General features: G+C 44.8%; 16 protein-coding genes. 10 read left to right on the forward strand and 6 right to left on the reverse strand.

The genetic code is table 11. The annotated features are described in order from the left end of the window. Positions 1-3 precede the first annotated feature (3 nt). A complete protein-coding gene (locus tag ACHZES_RS17165; protein WP_395547022.1) occupies positions 4-1,353 on the forward strand; it encodes a GH1 family beta-glucosidase in 1,350 nt (449 codons plus the stop codon). 96 nt (positions 1,354-1,449) lie between these two features. Here ACHZES_RS17165 and ACHZES_RS17170 read toward each other — a convergent pair whose 3' ends face one another. From ACHZES_RS17170 to ACHZES_RS17180, 3 genes are all read right to left on the reverse strand, one after another. Continuing rightward, entirely contained in the window at positions 1,450-2,163 is a 714-nt protein-coding gene (locus tag ACHZES_RS17170) for a hypothetical protein (RefSeq protein ID WP_395547021.1), read from the reverse strand. A gap of 471 nt (positions 2,164-2,634) precedes the next feature. Beyond that, complete coding sequence (locus ACHZES_RS17175) at positions 2,635-3,084, reverse strand: cupin domain-containing protein (RefSeq protein ID WP_395547020.1); 450 nt, start codon at positions 3,082-3,084, stop codon at positions 2,635-2,637. A gap of 368 nt (positions 3,085-3,452) precedes the next feature. Beyond that, positions 3,453-4,025 carry a DUF4489 domain-containing protein gene (locus ACHZES_RS17180; RefSeq protein WP_038277506.1) on the reverse strand — a complete coding sequence of 191 codons (573 nt, stop codon included), beginning with the start codon at positions 4,023-4,025 and terminating at the stop codon, positions 3,453-3,455. Positions 4,026-4,259: 234 nt separating this feature from the next. Here ACHZES_RS17180 and ACHZES_RS17185 point away from each other — a divergent pair, with 234 nt between their 5' ends. Beyond that, positions 4,260-4,790 carry an HD domain-containing protein gene (locus tag ACHZES_RS17185; protein ID WP_038277507.1) on the forward strand — a complete coding sequence of 177 codons (531 nt, stop codon included), beginning with the start codon at positions 4,260-4,262 and terminating at the stop codon, positions 4,788-4,790. 77 nt (positions 4,791-4,867) lie between these two features. On the opposite strand, the gene ACHZES_RS17190 is transcribed toward ACHZES_RS17185, so the two are convergent. Both ACHZES_RS17190 and ACHZES_RS17195 read right to left on the reverse strand, forming a co-directional pair. Further along, positions 4,868-5,341, reverse strand: a complete 474-nt coding sequence (locus ACHZES_RS17190) for a methylglyoxal synthase (RefSeq protein ID WP_038277509.1) — start codon at positions 5,339-5,341, stop codon at positions 4,868-4,870. Between the two features lie 50 nt (positions 5,342-5,391). After that, complete coding sequence (locus tag ACHZES_RS17195) at positions 5,392-6,591, reverse strand: BTAD domain-containing putative transcriptional regulator (protein ID WP_038277510.1); 1,200 nt, start codon at positions 6,589-6,591, stop codon at positions 5,392-5,394. Between the two features lie 146 nt (positions 6,592-6,737). On the opposite strand from ACHZES_RS17195, the gene srtB reads away from it, so the two are divergent. From srtB to leuA, 5 genes are all read left to right on the forward strand, one after another. Beyond that, entirely contained in the window at positions 6,738-7,505 is a 768-nt protein-coding gene (srtB, locus tag ACHZES_RS17200; protein ID WP_395547019.1) for a class B sortase, read from the forward strand. A gap of 64 nt (positions 7,506-7,569) precedes the next feature. Beyond that, positions 7,570-8,925, forward strand: coding sequence for a phosphoglucosamine mutase (glmM, locus tag ACHZES_RS17205; RefSeq protein ID WP_395547018.1), 1,356 nt, complete (start codon positions 7,570-7,572; stop codon positions 8,923-8,925). A 158-nt stretch (positions 8,926-9,083) separates the two neighbouring features. Then, positions 9,084-10,373: a 5-bromo-4-chloroindolyl phosphate hydrolysis family protein gene (locus ACHZES_RS17210; protein WP_038277516.1), complete on the forward strand. Its 1,290-nt coding sequence runs from the start codon at positions 9,084-9,086 to the stop codon at positions 10,371-10,373. Next, positions 10,366-11,523, forward strand: a complete 1,158-nt coding sequence (locus tag ACHZES_RS17215) for a toxic anion resistance protein (RefSeq protein ID WP_395547017.1) — start codon at positions 10,366-10,368, stop codon at positions 11,521-11,523. The genes ACHZES_RS17210 and ACHZES_RS17215 overlap by 8 nt, the downstream gene beginning before the upstream one ends. Before the next feature lie 261 nt (positions 11,524-11,784). After that, positions 11,785-13,452: a 2-isopropylmalate synthase gene (gene leuA, locus ACHZES_RS17220; protein WP_038277518.1), complete on the forward strand. Its 1,668-nt coding sequence runs from the start codon at positions 11,785-11,787 to the stop codon at positions 13,450-13,452. A gap of 62 nt (positions 13,453-13,514) precedes the next feature. Here the strand turns inward: leuA and ACHZES_RS17225 are convergent, their stop codons facing one another. Beyond that, positions 13,515-14,522 carry a LacI family DNA-binding transcriptional regulator gene (locus ACHZES_RS17225; RefSeq protein ID WP_395547016.1) on the reverse strand — a complete coding sequence of 336 codons (1,008 nt, stop codon included), beginning with the start codon at positions 14,520-14,522 and terminating at the stop codon, positions 13,515-13,517. A gap of 237 nt (positions 14,523-14,759) precedes the next feature. On the opposite strand from ACHZES_RS17225, the gene ACHZES_RS17230 reads away from it, so the two are divergent. Genes ACHZES_RS17230 through ACHZES_RS17240 form a run of 3 tightly spaced genes read left to right on the forward strand, consistent with a single transcriptional unit; the run spans position 14,760 to position 17,947 of the window. Next, on the forward strand, positions 14,760-15,848 hold the full coding sequence (locus ACHZES_RS17230; protein WP_395547290.1) for a Gfo/Idh/MocA family protein: 1,089 nt from the start codon (positions 14,760-14,762) through the stop codon (positions 15,846-15,848). Between the two features lies 1 nt (position 15,849). Next, positions 15,850-16,764, forward strand: a complete 915-nt coding sequence (locus ACHZES_RS17235) for a sugar phosphate isomerase/epimerase (RefSeq protein WP_154526041.1) — start codon at positions 15,850-15,852, stop codon at positions 16,762-16,764. A 58-nt stretch (positions 16,765-16,822) separates the two neighbouring features. Next, entirely contained in the window at positions 16,823-17,947 is a 1,125-nt protein-coding gene (locus ACHZES_RS17240) for a substrate-binding domain-containing protein (protein ID WP_395547015.1), read from the forward strand. Positions 17,948-18,009: the final 62 nt, after the last annotated feature.

Consider the following 18,009-nt stretch of genomic DNA (forward strand, 5'->3'; position numbering starts at 1 on the left):
GATATGAATTTCAAAAAGGATTTTGTATGGGGGACCGCGACTTCCTCGTATCAGATCGAGGGAGGCGCACAGGAAGATGGCAAAGGCCTTTCCATCTGGGATGTATTTGCCCGGGAGGAGGGGAGGACCTTTGAGGGACATACAGGAGAAGTGGCCTGTGATCATTACCACCGCATGAAAGAGGATGTGGCTCTGCTCGGAGAATTGGGAGTAAAAGCGTACCGGTTCTCTATTTCCTGGCCCAGGATTTTTCCAAAGGGCTTTGGTTCGTTAAATGAAAAAGGATTAAAATTTTATTCCGATTTAGTGGATGAATTGCTGAAATACGGAATCACCCCTTTTGTGACCCTTTATCATTGGGATTATCCAAATGATCTGGAGATGCAGGGCGGATGGCTGAATCCGGCAAGTCCGGAATGGTTTGCCTCTTATGCAGAAACCGTGGCAAAAGCGCTTGGAGACCGTGTAAAGCATTTCTTTACATTTAATGAACCGCAAATATTTACCTGGCTTGGATATGATAAATGCACTCATGCACCAGGTATCAAATACCCGGCAGAACGTTTGCTTCTCATGTGCCGTCATATTGCGCTGGCCCATGGAAGGGCAGTGCAGGAGATAAGGGAATGGGTAACGGACAGCAGGGTTGGTTATGCACCTACCTGCGGAAATGCCTATTGGCCTGTTGATGAAACGGATGAACTGATCAATGCTGCCAGAAGGCTCCAGAACTCTTTTGGGAAAGAAGATTGGATTCACTCTTCTGCATTCTGGAACGAACTGTTTTTAAAAGGAACATTCCATGAACAAAGTAAAGAACTGTTTGGACCTCTGCTTCCGGTTATAACGGAAGAAGAACAAAAACTTATCAGCCAGCCTCTGGATTTTTGCGGGATGAATCTATATCAGGGAACCTCAGTCAGCTTTGACAGCCAGGGAAAGCTGTTGCTTGGAAAGCTTCCGGTCGGACATGGAAAGACCGGGATGGGGTGGCCGATTACACCAAAAGCCATGTACTGGGCGGTCCGCAATTTCTATGAGACTTATCGGCTTCCTGTGATTATTACTGAAAATGGAATGTCTGCTCTTGATGTGGTTTCTCTGGACGGGGGTGTTCATGATCCTGGCCGGATTGATTACTTACACCGCTATTTAAAAGAACTTGAACGAGCAATTATAGATGGTGTAGATGTCACTGGATATTTCCTTTGGAGTTTTATGGATAACTTTGAATGGGAAAAGGGGTACGACGACAGATTTGGGATCGTTTTTGTAGATTATAAAAACCAGACCAGGATTCCCAAGGACAGTTTTTATTGGTACCGGGATCTGATAAAGGAAACAATTCAATAGCGATACAATTCAATAACGATACAAATAAAGTGCGGTTCCTGTATATGGAACCGCACTTATTAGCATTCTTGCTATTTACCTATCATATGGCATAGATTAAGATTCTGTCTGATCCACTGCCTGTTCGTCTACTGCTTCCTCATCTTCAATGCTTTCACCCTGAGGGGTAATGGTCGCATGAAGCTCATTGCCGATTTTGTCTTTTGCAGTGATGTTTAGATTGTCCTTTCTAAGCTCAAAGGTCACACGTCCTGTACTCCGGTCTATGGATAAGGGAGCAATATCCTGATTGTCCTCATCACAGCCGAAAATAGAGGAATAATCCACGCCGGACTGACTGTCTTCCAAGCGGAAGGAAAGAACTCCGTTATCCAATTCACTATCCTTAATGACTGGAGGAGTGTCGTCTAAAACATCCACCTGCTCGTCTAAAACGGTCTTCATCTTGTTAAAGCTTGTAAGTTTTACTGCAAGTGTTCCGTTGCTTTTAAGGACTGCGGAATAGGTCTTATGGCCTGTCTTCGTCATCTCGACGGGTGTGCCGTTTAAAGCCACTTCCATGCTTTTTACAGGAAGCAGGGATTTGATCTTAAGCTCCATGGTTGTGGATATATAATCGCTGCTTTCACCGATCGTAATATCGCCCTTTGGTCTGGAAGTTACCAGAAAAAAGATCAGGCCATTCACAACGATGAAAGGAAGCACATAAAACAGAAGGACCGATAGAAAACCATTTTTTCCTGCATCATTCCTGTTGCCGGATCGCGTTTTTCTGCGGTTTGATCTGATTTGATTGTTATATTGGTTCATACTGATTCCCTTTCCTCCTGATGGTTTTTACGCCTATAAGCATATCAGAAAATGATGGATCTTACAAGATTATCTATTAAATCGTAATAATTTAATATTTATTAGCGAGAATTCTCCCACCTCTAAGGTGGTGGGATGATTTCTGGAGTCAAAGCTTTTGTCTGATAACCGCTGGTGATGCTCCCCCTTCCTCGGATTTGGCAGCTCGAAATACATAGGGCCGCAAAAGCTGAAAACTCAAGATGAATCTTTTTTATAAAACCCAATACAGAGGCGGTTAACCCCGTCTCTTTTTTAATACCCAAAGCAAACAAATGAGAAAAGGGTTCAGAGAGTGCCCGGAGGCTTAAACCCTTTGTATTGCAGTGATAATGTAAGGGCTGCGAGGGTGATTCCAGTTTACATTGAAGAAGAGCCGGCAAGATCGGGGAAATCCTACCGGCTGTGTGAAAAAGTTGTTTAAGAGTTGTTCTATGAGGGGGAAGCAGGGATTCTTGTCCTTTGAATCGTATTCCAAGCATATCTGGGTGGGGCATAGAAAGATGATATTTTAAGTGGAACGTTGCCGATATTAATGATGTTATGCCATATTCCGGCAGGTACTAATATAGCATAATTAGAAAATGCTAGATACTGCCCGTACATCGAGAGCTCAGTTTCCCCTAGCTGAACTAAACCTAGACCATCTTCTATTCGTAAAATCTGGTCGTGATCAGTGTGGACTTCCATACCAATACTCCCATGGACAGGAATGTTCATGAGAGTGACCTGTAGATAAGTCCCCGTCCATAAAGTCGAACGGAAATTGTCGTTTTGCTGAGCAGCCTTATTGAGATCAATAACTAAAGAATTCGGTCCATAGTCATAGGGGAAAGTTGGCGTATTATCAGCATCACGATTTGAGTTTTCTGAATTAGACATGCACTTAGTCACCTTTTTTATATTCTATACTAATATATGTAACACAAATACCGCTGCTATCAAAATTCGGGAATTTCGGAAAAAAGAATATGTTGGTTTACCTGGACTTAACGAAGGACTGCAATAACTTGTAAAACGACACTTATCCACAATATTGTGGAAACAATTGTGGATTGAGTGTTAATGTCTGATAATACGACATAAAACTGCAAATTATTACAGGCTAAAGTCTCTTGTTATACACAGCTTGGAAAGTGAAGCAGCAGAAGGTAATCTGGTACATAAACCAGATGATAAAAGAAAAAGGCGAGTGTCCAAATAGTATGGACACACTCGCCAATTTTATTGCTTTTTTAATGGGAATTTTCTTAGCATTTACATGCCCTATCAACAATGAAAGCAGCAAGAGATGAATTGTTAATAGTTGTCATACCTAATGTATCTACACCAACTTGAGTAACTACTACACGATAGTTACAGCATTCATCACAGGCTGTATCACAATCACATACAGAGAATGAGAATATATTAGTAAAGACACCACCTTCTAAAAATTCAACAGGGGGCGTAAATGTCCAAATTGGCCCTACTGGAATAGGTGCCATTAGATTACCGCATTGTTTAAAAATCTGGAAATTAAGAATTTGAGTGGAAGCGGTAGCAATGATGTTACTTGCGAATTCTAATTGAATACATGGGTGGTTCATGCGTTTTGTGTCCACATTTACGGTTGCTAATGTAAATGTAACTCCGGCAAGAGTCTCAACAGGAATTGTTACAATTCCTGTTGATGTACCACATTTTAAGCATGCTCTATTAGGTTTTAAAGTTTTTTGGATTCTCTCAAATTTACAAACGCATTTACGCTCGCTGCATTTTTGATCACAATCATACCATGTTTCTCTATTTTCAAATCCATCACTGTATTCATTGGCATTCATAAATAGTCCTCCTTATCCTGATCTTACATTTCTGAATAATTTGTCTAAGTCTTTATAGTCTATTATATTCCCAAGCTAATTCTTAGTGAATTTAATCCGGAAGCTGATGATGAATGTACAGATATCGGAGAATGAGGTTAAGATTAAGGAGAAAAGCTTTTTATGCTCTGTTAAATCGTAATTATTTGTGATAATATATTAAAAGAGTTAAGAAAGATCAAAAGGAGACTCACTATGGTCGAGAAGGCTGTTGCATTTGCAACCAAGTCACATGAAGGGACCTTTCGGAAAGGGACGAAGATTCCCTATATCGTCCATCCCTTAGAAACGGCAGTCATCGTTGCACTGATGGTAACGGATGAAGAGCTGATCTGCGCCGCGCTTTTACATGATGTGGTGGAGGATACGGGTGTTACGGAGGAGGAGCTTAAGGAAAAATTCGGACTTCGGGTGGCTGAATTGGTTATGGAAGAAACAGAGGATAAAACGAAGTGTTGGAAAGAACGGAAATGTGCAACTCTTGATCATCTGGAACAAGCTTCCAGAGAAAGCAAGATCCTTGTTCTGGCGGACAAGCTGAGCAATTTAAGGTCGACAGCAAGAGACTATTTTTTAGTTGGAGATGACCTTTGGCAGCGTTTTAACGAAAAAAACAAATCAGAGCACGCCTGGTATTACAAAGGGGTCGCAAAACGTCTTACAGGTCTTGAAGAGTTTCCTGCTTATCAGGAATATATAAAATTGTGCGAAAGAGTTTTTGAATAAAATATGGAATGATACAAAAAAGGCAGGGCTTAAATTTGAAAAAGCTCTGCCTTCTGTTAATCCGTATGCCAGGTCCCTTACAGGGTTTTTGCCCGGTCCGCAATGTTTTTGTGAAAGTTGATGACCTGATGCTCGTAGGTCTCTTCCATAAGCGGCGAAGTAATAATGAAATCGGCGGTTGCCCTGTTGTTGGCAATCGGGATATCGTAAACCTGGGCGATGCGTAAAAGCGCTTTTACATCCGGGTCGTGAGGCTGCGCGGTAAGAGGGTCGGAAAAGAAGATGACCAGGTCGATCCTTCCTTCCACAATCTTCGCACCGATCTGCTGGTCACCACCCAGGGGGCCGCTGTTATAGCCCTTTACGGGAAGACCTGTCTGATCCGTGATCATCCGAGCCGTTGTTCCGGTGCCGCAGAGAATATGCTTTTCCAGAGCCGCCTTATGTTCGATGCACCATTCGATCAGTGCATGCTTTTCGTTGTCATGAGCGATGAGTGCGATGCTTTTTTTCTTTTCCAGTGTGAATGTAATAAAGTCATTTGATAACATCCGGTTCCTCCTGTATGCAGTTCTTCCTTTATGTATCCTAGCCATAAGGCTTAGTTTGGTATGATACTCTGCAATGAATAAGTAATGGAAAGATCTTTTCTTGAATATTCCTTTTTGAAATTCTGAATAATGCGCTTTAACACCAGCTCACCGTTTTCATAGGTTGCTGTTGGCAGAAGCAATAGGTACTGGCTAACGCTGTAGCGGCAGAAGATATCCCCTCTGCGCAGGGATTTGCGGATGGAGTCCCCAAGTTCATCCATTGCCCTTGTCTGGACTGCAGGTTTTAAAAGCTCGCCCTTTAGATTGCTGATGGTTAAAAGACATAAGAAGATAGAGTCGCCGGTGCGCTGGATCGCCCTTGTCTCCAGCTGATAGATGTCCCGGAATACAGAGGGTTCGCAACAAAAGGCCCCGCTGTTCGTGCCGCCTTCTGAAAGAATCTCTTGTATGGTGCTAAGGTCCATGGTAATGCCATGCTTCTTATCGCTGATAAGCTTGTATAGGTCTTTAAAGCGAATGGACGGAGTGATGGCAAATTCATTATAGAACATGTCAGTCACATGATGGTAATGCTCCATAGCCATAAGCTGGTTGCCACTCTGGTACAGTGCGTAGACCAGGTAATAATGAGCCTCTTCACTATAGGAATCAATGGCAATTGCCTGCTGGCATACGTCGATGATGGTGGGATAATCTTTTCTTTTCTCAAGAAGGAACAAAGTTTTTTGGATCAGTTTTTGATAGAGGGTGTGATAATAAGTGTGGATCGGGACCACCCAGGATTCCCACTCTGATTTTGGAAGAAAGTTTCCCTTGTATAAGGCAAAGGCCTCCAGACAAAGGGCTAAACGGTCATCCTCGGAAAGACCGGTGGCCTCCAATTGAACACACAAGTCTTCAAACTGATCGGTATCGCAGACCGTTGTAAGGTCCTTTGTCCAGCCGTAAGCCTTACGGTTCTGGAAAACCAGCTCCTGCGTCGGATATCCCAGGGGTTCCAAAAGTTTGCGTACACGGAACATTAAGGTCTTTAAGGCTCCTGCCGGGTTATTGCTGGCTTCATCTTTCCAAAACAGATCAATAAGTTCTTCTACCGGAATATCCCGCCCCCGAAACGTAATAAGATATTCTAATAGGCTCCAGGGCTTTTTTGCTTGATTATTCTGGTCTACGATCGTCCTGTCCCCCATGGATATGGAGAATCCTCCCAGCATATTTACATGAACGATAGATTCTTGATTTTTCATATAATGTCTCCATATTAACATTTTCTCTATTTAGTATATAGAAAAAAAGTGGAAAAGTCTAGCATTGCTTATAAAAGATTGTGATTTTTGTTAAAATACGGTATACTTAGTGAGGATTAAAATCATTAAAGAAAGCAGGAGTGAGCATGAAAAGTAAAAAAATGGCCTCTGGCGTTCTTATCATAGCCTTTATTTTTCTGGCTGTGGGTATAGGAAAGCTTTATTCTGATTTTAAAACAAGAGATCATGCCGAGAAACAGTATGAAAGTCTAGCGGAGCTTGCAAGGGAGACTACGGACGGGGAAACTAAGTCCAGTATCCCGGAAGCAGAAACAAGCGCTGCCTATGTTTCCCCCATTGATTTTGAAAAATTGAGAAATATCAATCCGGATATTGTGGGCTGGATCCGAATTGAAGGTACGGTAATCGACTACCCCATTGTACAGGCGGATAACAATGAAACTTATCTGGATACAGATTTTGAGGGAAAGAAGAGCGTGGCCGGAGCCATTTACCTTGATTATGAAAGTGAACCTGATTTTTCCGGCAGGCATAACATAATATACGGGCATCACATGAAGAACGGAACGATGTTTAAGGACATCATAAAGTACAAGGATGAAGCTTTTTTTAAGGAACATCAGGATATTTTTATTTATACGCCAGAGAGGGAATACCATTTAAGGCCCATCACCGCCCTCTATACGGATGCCTCATCTATCCGCCGGAAGACCGTGTTTGAAACAGAGGAAAGCTTTCAGGCATATGTGGAAGAGATGACAAAGGGCGGCCTGTTTTTGCAGAGACCGGAAGAACCGGTGAGACAGCTTTGGTCTTTTGTAACCTGCAGCTATGAGTTTAATGATGCAAGAACCATTCTATACGCCTGTGAAGTGCTTAAGGGTGAAGATTAGAGGGTTATAAGCATACATATTGTTCTGTATTATTTGCAGACTGATGAAAGGAAGATATTATTATATGGGAAAATATTTCGGAACAGATGGCTTCCGCGGGGAAGCCAATGTGACACTGACAGTAGAGGACGCCTATAAGGTGGGCCGGTTCTTAGGCTGGTACTATGGACAGAAGAATCCGAATGAAGTATGCAGGATTGTTATAGGAAAAGATACAAGACGCAGCAGCTACATGTTTGAATATTCTCTGGTGGCAGGACTTACTGCATCCGGAGCCGATGCATATCTGCTTCATGTTACCACGACCCCAAGTGTATCTTATGTAGTGCGAACCGAAGGATTTTCCTGCGGGATCATGATCTCTGCCAGCCATAATCCATATTATGACAACGGGATTAAGGTAATTAACGAAAAGGGCGAGAAGCTGGAAGAGAGCGTAATTGAAGAAATCGAAAAGTATCTGGATGGGGAAATCGGAGAACTGCCTATGGCAAAACGTGATAAAATCGGCCGAACCGTAGACTTTGCCGCCGGACGAAACCGCTATATCGGATATTTGATTTCCACAGCGACCAGATCCTTTAAGAATAAAAAAGTTGCCCTGGACTGTGCAAACGGCAGTGCTTCTGCCATTGCTAAGAATGTTTTTGATGCCTTGGGCGCTGAAACCCATGTGATCAGCAATGAACCCAATGGCTTAAACATCAATACAGGCTGCGGTTCCACTCACATTGAGCAGCTTATGAAGTTTGTTAAAGAAGTGGGAGCTGACGTGGGCTTTGCCTATGACGGAGATGCGGACCGGTGTATTGCTGTGGATGAGAACGGAGAAATGGTGGATGGAGATGCCATTTTGTATATTTGCGGCAAGTATATGAAGGAGCAGGGAACCCTTAAGAATAACAAGGTGGTAACCACCATCATGTCTAACTTCGGTCTATACAAGGCTTTTGAACGGGAAGGCATTGAGTTTGAGAAAACAGCGGTAGGCGATAAATATGTATATGAAAATATGTCGGCAAACGGAAATTGCCTGGGCGGGGAGCAGTCCGGCCACATTATTTTCAGCAAGCACGCCACTACGGGAGACGGTATTTTGACTTCCTTAAAGGTGATGGAAGTCATTTTGGAAAAGAAGGAGAGCCTTGGGAAACTGGTTTCCGAGCTTGAGATTTATCCCCAGGTGTTAAAAAATGTCCGCGTCCACGATAAGACGGCAGCCCAGGATGATGAGGCGGTAAAGGCTGAAGTGGAAAAGGTGGCGGAAAGCCTTGGAAACAGCGGAAGGATTCTTCTCCGCCAGTCCGGCACAGAGCCTGTGGTACGGGTTATGGTAGAGGCCGCTGATTTAAATACCTGTGAGAAATTTGTAGATCAGGTCATAGAAGTAATGAAAGAAAAAGGCCATCTGCTTTCCTAGAAGATTGTAAAAAAAATAGAAAGTGATCCAAAGTCCGGGGAAGCTTCCGGTTTCGGAAGCTTTCTATTTTTTTGCAGGTATGCGTAATTGTAAATCAGGACAATTCATGATATGATTAAGGTCTGATGCAGCAAATTGTTTTTGGGAGACCAGGGAATATGGATAATAAAGATTTTTCAAATTTAGGAGACCAGATCAGGGATTCGGTGCAGAATGCGATTGACTCCATGGATTTTAACCAGCTGAACAGAACCATATCCGATACGGTTAATTCTGCCCTGGAGGAAGCCAGGAGCCAGCTGATTAAAGGGGCGGATTTTGGGAAGAATATACCGCCGGGCAGCTTTAGCAGCCAAAGACGTGAAAGAACAGAGACGTACCAGAAGACTGAGTGGAGCGGAGCATCGGTACAGAAAGAGAGCCGTGAAGACGGACCGGGGTACCGGGCATTTCAAACCAGCCGGGATGTTTTAAAAAGAACCGGAGGTCAGGGGGAACTGGCGCAGTTAAATCAGACGGGCCGTGTAGCAAGTATTTTGTATACGGTATTTGGGAGCATTGGCATTGGTATAATCCTGATTCTTCTTCTGGTTGTCTGGATTGTGGCTCTTGTGGTGAAGCCGGTTATCTGGGCTGTGGCAGGTGCAACCTTTATCTTACTGCTCTTAGGCGGCGTATCCGGTTTTATGCTCCGCGCAGGAATCGGCATCCGGGACCGGTTAAAAAGGGCCAGAATTTATGCAAAACAGTCAGGAAAGCGAATGTACTGCAGCATTGAGGAGCTGGCAGGAAACATTGGAAGATCCCGTGACTTTGTATTGAAAGACGTCCAAAAGATGATCAAGCTTGGAATTTTTAAGCAGGCTTATTTAGATGAACAAAAGACCTGTCTGATCTTAAGCGAAAACACTTACAGGCAGTATCTGGAATGCCAGAAGGCCCTTAAGGAAAGGGAGCTGGAAGAAGCCAGAGAAAAAGCACAAGAAGAAACTCCTTCAGAGGAAATAAGACAGATGATGGCCGATGGCCAGAACTATTTAAGGATATTAAGGGAGGCCAATGATGCCATTCCGGGGGAAGTGATTTCCCAGAAGATTTCAAATCTTGAACATGTGATCCGCAGGATTTTTGAATCGGTTTCCAAACACCCGGGGCGGATCGGGGAGATGGAACGCTTTATGGAATACTACCTTCCAACAACGGTAAAGCTGGTAAATGCATACCGGGATTTCGACAGCGTAGGTTCCCAGGGGACCAATATTTCTTCCGCAAAAGCGGAGATAGAGAGAACTCTTGACACGATAAACCAGGCCTTTGAGCGGCTGCTTGATGATCTTTATCAGGATGCTGCCTTGGATGTTTCTACAGATGCATCGGTGATCCAGACGATGTTAAAAAAGGATGGCTGGGCGGAAAGTGATTTTACAGGAGGTATGAAGAATGAGTAAGGATATTGAAGAGATGTTAAAGGAAGCTCCAGAACTGACACTGTCTCCTCTTGGTGCCGGCGGGATGGAAGAAACCCAGCTGGTGCAGACGGAAAGCGTTCTTAAAATGGTGGAGGAAGCACCGGTATCCGAATTAACGCCGGAGGAAGAACGGCAAGTGGCTGACTTTGCGGAAAAGATCGATTTAAGGGATTCGAATCTGATCCTTCAGTATGGAGCCGGAGCACAGAAAAAGATTGCTGATTTCTCGGAAGCAGCCCTTGATAATGTAAAGTCCAAGGATCTGGGAGAAGTGGGTCAGATCCTGTCAGAGGTGGTTGTTGAGCTTAAGAGCATTGAGGTAGAGGAAGAAGAAAAGGGTCTTTTCGGCCTTTTCAAAAAAAGCGTAAACAGGGTGGAAGGCATTAAGGCTAAGTATGCCAAGGCGGAAACCAATGTAAACCAAATCTGCAAGGCCCTTCAGAACCATCAGATCCAACTGTTAAAGGACATCGCTCTTCTGGATAAAATGTATGATTTAAATACCACGTATTTTAAAGAACTTACCATGTATATTATGGCCGGAAAACGGAAGCTTGCCAGGGTGCAGCAGGAAGAGCTGCCGGTACTTCTTGATAAGGCGGCGAAAAGCGGACTTCCGGAAGATGCCCAGGCAGCCAATGACTTGTCTTCCATGCTGAACCGGTTTGAGAAGAAGCTGCATGACCTGGAACTTACCCGCATGATATCCATTCAGATGGCACCTCAGATCCGTCTGGTCCAGAACAATGACACCTTAATGACGGAAAAGATACAGTCCACCCTGGTGAATACCATTCCTCTGTGGAAGAGCCAGATGGTGCTTGCCATTGGAATCAGCCATTCCGAGCAGGCGGCAAAGGCCCAGCGGGAAGTAACGGATATGACCAATGATCTTTTAAAGAAGAATGCGGAAGTTTTAAAGACTGCAACTATTCAGACGGCAAAGGAATCAGAACGTGGAATCGTGGACATGGAGACACTTAAGAAGACCAATGAATCCCTGATATCGACTTTGGATGAAGTGGTCCGAATCCAGGCGGATGGCAGGACGAAACGCCGGGAGGCAGAAGTGGAGTTAAGCAGGATGGAAGGGGAACTGAAGTCCAAGCTTTTACAGCTTAGCAAATAACAGGTAAAAAGACTTACAATAGAAAATTAATTTTTCTGTTGTAAGTCTTTTTTAGTCGTGCTATAATAACATAACACTTCACCGTGACACACTGTCAGAGCACGGTAAGTGATTTTAATGCAAAGGAATGATGATAGATGGGGTTAGACCTGTAAAAACTACGTTGTTCATTGTCAAAAGATACAGCGTGATTTATCGACTCCAAAGCCTGTGTTGAGTTTTTTAGAGCAGACGATTAAATGATTATGGAGGAGATAAAACATGTTGAATTATCAAAGATATAAAAGAGTACCGGTAGTCACCTATCCGGAAAGACAATGGCCGTGCAATGAGATTAAGAAGGCACCGATCTGGTGCAGCGTTGATTTAAGGGATGGAAATCAGGCTCTTACGGAGCCCATGGTTGTGGAAGAGAAGATCGAGATGTTTGAGCTCCTGATCCGGTTGGGTTTTAAGGAGATTGAAGTCGGTTTTCCGGCAGCTTCCCAGATTGAATATGATTTCTTAAGGCAGCTTGTGGAACGTAAGCTGATTCCTGATGATGTGGTCATTCAGGTTCTGGTTCAGTGCAGAGAGCACTTGATTAAGAGGACCTTTGAAGCCCTTCAGGGAGTTAAGAAGGCGATTGTACATATCTACAATTCCACTTCAACACTCCAGCGGGATGTGGTTTTTGGCAAGGGCCGGGAAGAAATCAGGGAAATCGCCGTAAAGGGTACGGAATGGGTGAAGCAGTATATGCAGGGCTTTGACGGAGAAGTCGTTCTTGAATATTCGCCGGAAAGCTTTACAGGAACAGAGCTGGATTTTGCTCTGGATATTTGTACGGCGGTCCAGGAAACCTGGGGCGCATCACCGGATAAGAAAATTATCTTCAACCTTCCTTCTACCGTGGAGATGAATACTCCTAATGTTTATGCGGATCAGATCGAATGGATGAATACTCATTTCAAAGACCGTGACAGTATTATTTTAAGCGTTCACCCCCACAATGACCGGGGAACCGGAATCGCAGCCACGGAGCTTGCTCTGTTGGCAGGAGCCGACCGGGTGGAAGGCACGCTTTTAGGAAACGGCGAACGGACCGGGAATGTAGATATTTTAACAGTCGCATACAACATGTTCTCTCACGGGATCAATCCGGAGCTTCATATTGAGAATATTCGTGAGATCGTTGATATATATGAGCGATGCACCAAGATGGAAGTAGAGCCCAGACACCCTTATGCAGGAAAGCTTGTCTTTACCGCCTTTTCCGGCTCCCACCAGGATGCCATCAACAAAGGCATGCAGGCTATGCGGGATAGAAAGAATACTTACTGGGAGGTTCCTTACCTGCCCATTGACCCATCAGATATCGGAAGGCAGTATGAGCCCATCGTGCGGATCAACAGCCAGTCCGGCAAGGGCGGCGTAGCCTTTGTCATGGATACCTTCTACGGCTTCAAGCTTCCAAAGGGTATGCATAAGGAGTTTGCTGATGTGATTCAGGCGATTTCTGAAAAGCAGGGTGAAGTTGCTCCTGAGCAGATTTTGGATGAGTTTAAGAGCAATTACACGGAGAAGAAAGAACCGATCCATTTCCGCAAAGCCCAGATTACGGAAGCAGAAGATGATACACCGTTCTCAACAGCTGCAAGAGTCCGCTATACCGATCATGGTGTTGAGAAAATCTTTGAGGGTGTTGGAAACGGACCTATTGATGCGGTACAGAAGGGGCTTGAAAAAGAACTTGGCATTGAGATCCGGGTTCTTGACTACTATGAGCATGCACTTGCTTCCGGTTCCGGAGCACAGGCAGCCTCCTATATTCACCTCCTTGATGTGAAGACAGGGAAAGCTACCTACGGTGTAGGCATCAGCTCCAACATTACAAGAGCGTCTATCCGCGGAATCTTCAGCGCAGTCAACCGGTTATTCTATTCATAAATAAAGGGCCAGCCTTTGAGAAAAGGCTGGCCTTATTTTTATGTTTTAACGGAAAACTTAAATCAGATTTTTGCAGTGGATTCCCTGATCACCAGTTCCGCGTCCAGAATCAGAGATTTTGGGGAGCTGGAGGGGTTTTCCATCATCTCCAGGAGCATCTCACAAGCAGTGTACCCAAGCTGCAGGCAGGGCTGGTTGACCGTTGTGATGGAAGGACAGGTCATAGTGGAAAATTCGATGTTATCAAAGCCCACCACCATGATGTCCTTGGGTACATTGAGTTTAAAACGCTTTGCGGCCCGTATGACGGCAGCTGCAAATATATCGGAGACCACAAAGAAGGCGTTAGGCCTTGGCTCACTGTTTAATAAACGGCAGATTGCAGCGTAAGCCATCTGATAGTTGATCTCCGGCAGCTGTATGATCCAGTTTTGAGGGACAGAGATTTCCGCCTTTTTTAAGGCGCTCAAATATCCCTCCTGCCGTTTTACCGCATACTTAAAGCTTAAAGGCCCATTGATGAGGGCGATTTTATTGCAGCCGCAGTTATAGAGATATGTGGTGGCTGCCTCTGCGGCGGAAAAATCGTCAATGCTGACATAGGGGTATCCTGCGGCGTCTTCGTTGTATTCGCAGCACTGCACCAAAGGGGTGATGGCGCGTATCTGTTTTAACTGTTCTTCCGATGCCCGGTTTAAAAGGATGGAACCGGCAGCGTTGACCCGGTGGAGCAGATTGCAGAAATTGCGGATGGAACTCCGGTCCAATGGGGATTCATTGATGAGTAAATGACAACCATGGGCCTTTGCAGAGACTCTGGCCCCTTTTATGACCTCCTGATAGAAAACATTTTCAATTCCTGGAATATTCAGTACGATCAGCGGCTGTTCTTCAATGGAGGGCGGAGCGCTGGATTCAAAGGCATATCCAAGTGCGGCCATAGCGCTTTCTACCCGTTTGGCGGTATCTGCCTTGACCTGCTCCCTGTGATTTAACACACGGGAGACAGTAGCCGGTGAAACTCCTGCATGTCTTGCAATTTCTTCTATTGTAATTTTTTCCTGTTTCATTCCCCTGTTCTTCCTTTGCTTCATTCTTTCTTTTGTTTATATCATGAGAAAGGCTTATTGTAAATATAAAGTTTTCATAGTTATGAAAACTTTTCAGAAAATCGAGACTGCAATTGTGCAGAATGATTATATTATCACAATAGAATCTGGATATAACATGGAAAAACTATTAATAACGACCAAAAACTTGAAAACAAAGCAAGAAAATGTTAAAATCACCTTGAAAAAATGAAAGAAATGAAAAGCAATATGAAAGCCAATCGGAAGAGGAAGGAACACGCTATGAAGGTAGGAATCATTGGGTGCGGAAGAGTCGCACAGACAAGACACATCCCTGAATACGGGGCGCATCCCGGAGCCCAGATTGCAGGCTATTATGATTTCAACGAGGAACGGGCAAGGGAGCTGGCTGCAGTTTACGGCGGAAAGGTATATGATTCTGCAGATGCTCTGCTGGCTGACCGGGGAATCGATGCGGTAAGTATCTGTACGGCTAATCATACACACGCAGAAATTACCATCAAGGCCCTGCGGTCGGGAAAGCATGTACTTTGTGAAAAGCCTATGGCAGTAAGCCTTGAGGAATGCAAAGCAATGGTGCATGCGGCAGCAGAGAACAACCGGCAGCTGATGATCGGACAAAATCAGAGATTTGCCAAAGCTCATATACGGGCAAAGGAGCTTCTATTAGCAGATACGATCGGAAAGGTCCTCACATTTAAGACCACATTCGGACATGGCGGGCCGGAAACCTGGAGCATCGATGGGGCAAACAGCTGGTTTTTTGATAAAGAGAGGGCTTCCATGGGAGCCATGGCTGATCTGGGAGTTCATAAGACGGATTTGATCCAGTATCTTCTGGGCCAGAAAGTTGTTGCTGTAACTGCTCAGCTGCTGACCCTGGATAAAAGATATGAGTCAGGAGAACTGATCGGCGTGGATGACAATGCCATCTGCATCTATGAGATGGAAGATGGTGCCATAGGAACCATGACGGCCAGCTGGACTTATTACGGTAAGGAAGATAATTCCACGGTTCTTTATGGGACCAAGGGAATTATGAAGATTTATGACGATCCGGAACATTCCATTTCCGTGGTTTTGAAAAACGGGGAACAGATCTTATACGACATTGATAAAATACAGACCAATGACAATCAGACAAAATCCGGGATTATTGATGCATTCGTGGATGCCCTGGAGGCGGGGACAGAGGTGCCGGTCAGCGGCGCTGATGTATTAAGCGCCATGGAAGCTGTGTTTGCCTGCCTGGAGTCCGGCAGGGAGAAACGAAGAATCGCCATCGGGGAAAAGGGGGAAAGGTAGCATGAAACTGGGATTTGTCAGTGCGATTCTGGGAGAATGGACTTTTGAGGAAATGATCGATACGGCGGCGGCCATGGGCTTCCAGTGTGTGGAAGTGGCTTGCTGGCCAAAGGGAAGGGCGGAGCGCAGATATGCAGGTGTCAGCCACATTGATGTGGCTGATTTAACAAAAGAGAAGGCGGAGTACATAAGAAATTACTGCAAAGAACGGAATGTGGATATTTCCGCCCTTGCATTTTACCCCAATGTAATGGAAGAGGATGAGGAAAAAAGGCAGGCCAATATTTCCCATCTTAAGAAGGTGATCGATGCCAGCGCTGTCCTGGGTGTTCATCTGGTGACCACGTTTATCGGCAGGGACCAGACAAAGACAGTGGAAGAGAACTTAGAGCTGGTAAAAGAAATCTGGCCGCCCATTCTAGCCCATGCAGAGGAAAAAAATGTGCGGATCGCCATTGAGAACTGTCCCATGCTGTTTGGCAGGGAGCAGTGGCCTGGCGGGCAGAACTTAATGACATCACCGGCGAACTGGGAAAAGATATTTGAAATCCTGCCCAATGATAATCTTGGGATCAATTATGATCCTTCCCATTTTGTCTGGCAGATGATGGATTATATTAAGCCTCTTTACCAGTTCCGGAATAAGATTTTTCACGTCCATTATAAGGACATTAAATTGTATGAGGATGAGTTGAAAAAGGTGGGGACTATGGCATATCCTCTGGATTATATGTCGCCAAAACTTCCCGGTCTTGGAGATGTGAACTGGGGAAAATATGTCAGCGCATTAACGGATATCGGTTACGACGGGTTCACCTGTATCGAAGTGGAAGACAGGGCGTTTGAGGGCACCAGAGATAAGATCCTGGACAGTCTGAAACTGTCTAAGAAATATATGGACCAGTTTATCATTTAGGTTAAGGCAGCAAAAATGCTTTGATAGAGAAGGAAAATGTAGAAGGAGGATCAGTAATATGAAAAAAGCAGCAGCAATTATTTTGGCAGCGTTGGTGGCGGTAACGGGAACTGCATGTTCCCAGGTAAAACCGGCAGACACCACAACAGCGGCAGCAAAGGCGGAGTCAACATCGGCTGAAACGGTAAAAGAGACAGAGGCCGTGAAAGAAGGGACTCATATTTATGTCCTGACCGTACCGGAGGATCATGGCTGGACCGGTTCTGTGGCTACCTTTGCGAAAGAGAAGATCCAGGAGGTAAATGAAAACGGTACTTACACTGCGGAGCTGATTACCTCTGCCAATGCGGCGGAACAGATCCGGAACATTGAGGATATCGTTTCCAAAGGAGAAAAGAATATTGCAATGGTCATCCAGCCCATTGATGATACGGTGCAGTCTGCCATTCAGGGTGTGATCGACGCAGGAATTCCTTATGTGGCATTTGACCGGATCATTGACGGCGTGTCCGGTAAGGCTGTGTCCAATGTAAAAGGCGATAATTCCGGCATCGGCGCAGGTGCTGCTGCTTATTTCGTATCCCTGGGACTTACACCGGGAGAGTCGATCTATGTTTATGAAGGCGACACATCTTCCGTAACCACGCTGCGGGATGAGGGCTTTACCAAATATTTAACAGGGGAACTGGATTTTGGCGGAGAAGTCATTGCGGCGGATAAGAAATGGAGCCAGGATGACTTAAAGTCCATTACATATTCCGGAGCAATGAACTGGAGCCGTTCCGATACGAAGACATCCTTTGAATCCTTACTGGGAGACAGCAAAAATGCCCAGATCAAATGGTTTTATGCAGAAGATGATGAGCTGGCCATGGGAATTTTAGAGGCCCTTTCCGGAGGCGGAATTGATGAGGCAACCAAGGATACCTTCCTTTCAGGCAAACCGGTCATCACCGGCTGCGGCGGCCTTGATGAACTGTATGAAGTACTTCGGGGAAAAACCTATGAGGATATCGCATCAAAATGCGGAGGCATCATGTCAGTAACCTACAGCCCGTCCATGATTCAGACAGCCATTGAAGACATGGTGGATTATCTGGATGGAAAACAGGTGACCCAGGATCATGTGATTGCCTGCGAAAATGTAACATCAGAAAATGTAAATGAGTACCCATCCTTCTAGAAATAATGGTCTGAGGGACAAAAGGGGCCGTTCGTCGCTTTCGGAACGGCCCCTTTTACAAA

Source organism: Lacrimispora sanguinis (genome assembly GCF_044987295.1).
GTDB classification, from domain to species: Bacteria; Bacillota; Clostridia; order Lachnospirales; family Lachnospiraceae; genus Lacrimispora; species Lacrimispora celerecrescens_B.

Excerpts from the sequence above, each read along its gene's own strand:
- ACHZES_RS17165 (WP_395547022.1), top strand. The coding sequence starts at position 4 with ATGAATTTCAAAAAGGATTTTGTATGGGGGACCGCGACTTCCTCGTAT.
- ACHZES_RS17170 (WP_395547021.1), bottom strand. The coding sequence starts at position 2,163 with ATGAACCAATATAACAATCAAATCAGATCAAACCGCAGAAAAACGCGA.
- ACHZES_RS17175 (WP_395547020.1), bottom strand. The coding sequence starts at position 3,084 with ATGTCTAATTCAGAAAACTCAAATCGTGATGCTGATAATACGCCAACT.
- ACHZES_RS17180 (WP_038277506.1), bottom strand. The coding sequence starts at position 4,025 with ATGAATGCCAATGAATACAGTGATGGATTTGAAAATAGAGAAACATGG.
- ACHZES_RS17185 (WP_038277507.1), top strand. The coding sequence starts at position 4,260 with ATGGTCGAGAAGGCTGTTGCATTTGCAACCAAGTCACATGAAGGGACC.
- ACHZES_RS17190 (WP_038277509.1), bottom strand. The coding sequence starts at position 5,341 with ATGTTATCAAATGACTTTATTACATTCACACTGGAAAAGAAAAAAAGC.
- ACHZES_RS17195 (WP_038277510.1), bottom strand. The coding sequence starts at position 6,591 with ATGAAAAATCAAGAATCTATCGTTCATGTAAATATGCTGGGAGGATTC.
- srtB (WP_395547019.1), top strand. The coding sequence starts at position 6,738 with ATGAAAAGTAAAAAAATGGCCTCTGGCGTTCTTATCATAGCCTTTATT.
- glmM (WP_395547018.1), top strand. The coding sequence starts at position 7,570 with ATGGGAAAATATTTCGGAACAGATGGCTTCCGCGGGGAAGCCAATGTG.
- ACHZES_RS17210 (WP_038277516.1), top strand. The coding sequence starts at position 9,084 with ATGGATAATAAAGATTTTTCAAATTTAGGAGACCAGATCAGGGATTCG.
- ACHZES_RS17215 (WP_395547017.1), top strand. The coding sequence starts at position 10,366 with ATGAGTAAGGATATTGAAGAGATGTTAAAGGAAGCTCCAGAACTGACA.
- leuA (WP_038277518.1), top strand. The coding sequence starts at position 11,785 with ATGTTGAATTATCAAAGATATAAAAGAGTACCGGTAGTCACCTATCCG.
- ACHZES_RS17225 (WP_395547016.1), bottom strand. The coding sequence starts at position 14,522 with ATGAAACAGGAAAAAATTACAATAGAAGAAATTGCAAGACATGCAGGA.
- ACHZES_RS17230 (WP_395547290.1), top strand. The coding sequence starts at position 14,760 with ATGAAAAGCAATATGAAAGCCAATCGGAAGAGGAAGGAACACGCTATG.
- ACHZES_RS17235 (WP_154526041.1), top strand. The coding sequence starts at position 15,850 with ATGAAACTGGGATTTGTCAGTGCGATTCTGGGAGAATGGACTTTTGAG.
- ACHZES_RS17240 (WP_395547015.1), top strand. The coding sequence starts at position 16,823 with ATGAAAAAAGCAGCAGCAATTATTTTGGCAGCGTTGGTGGCGGTAACG.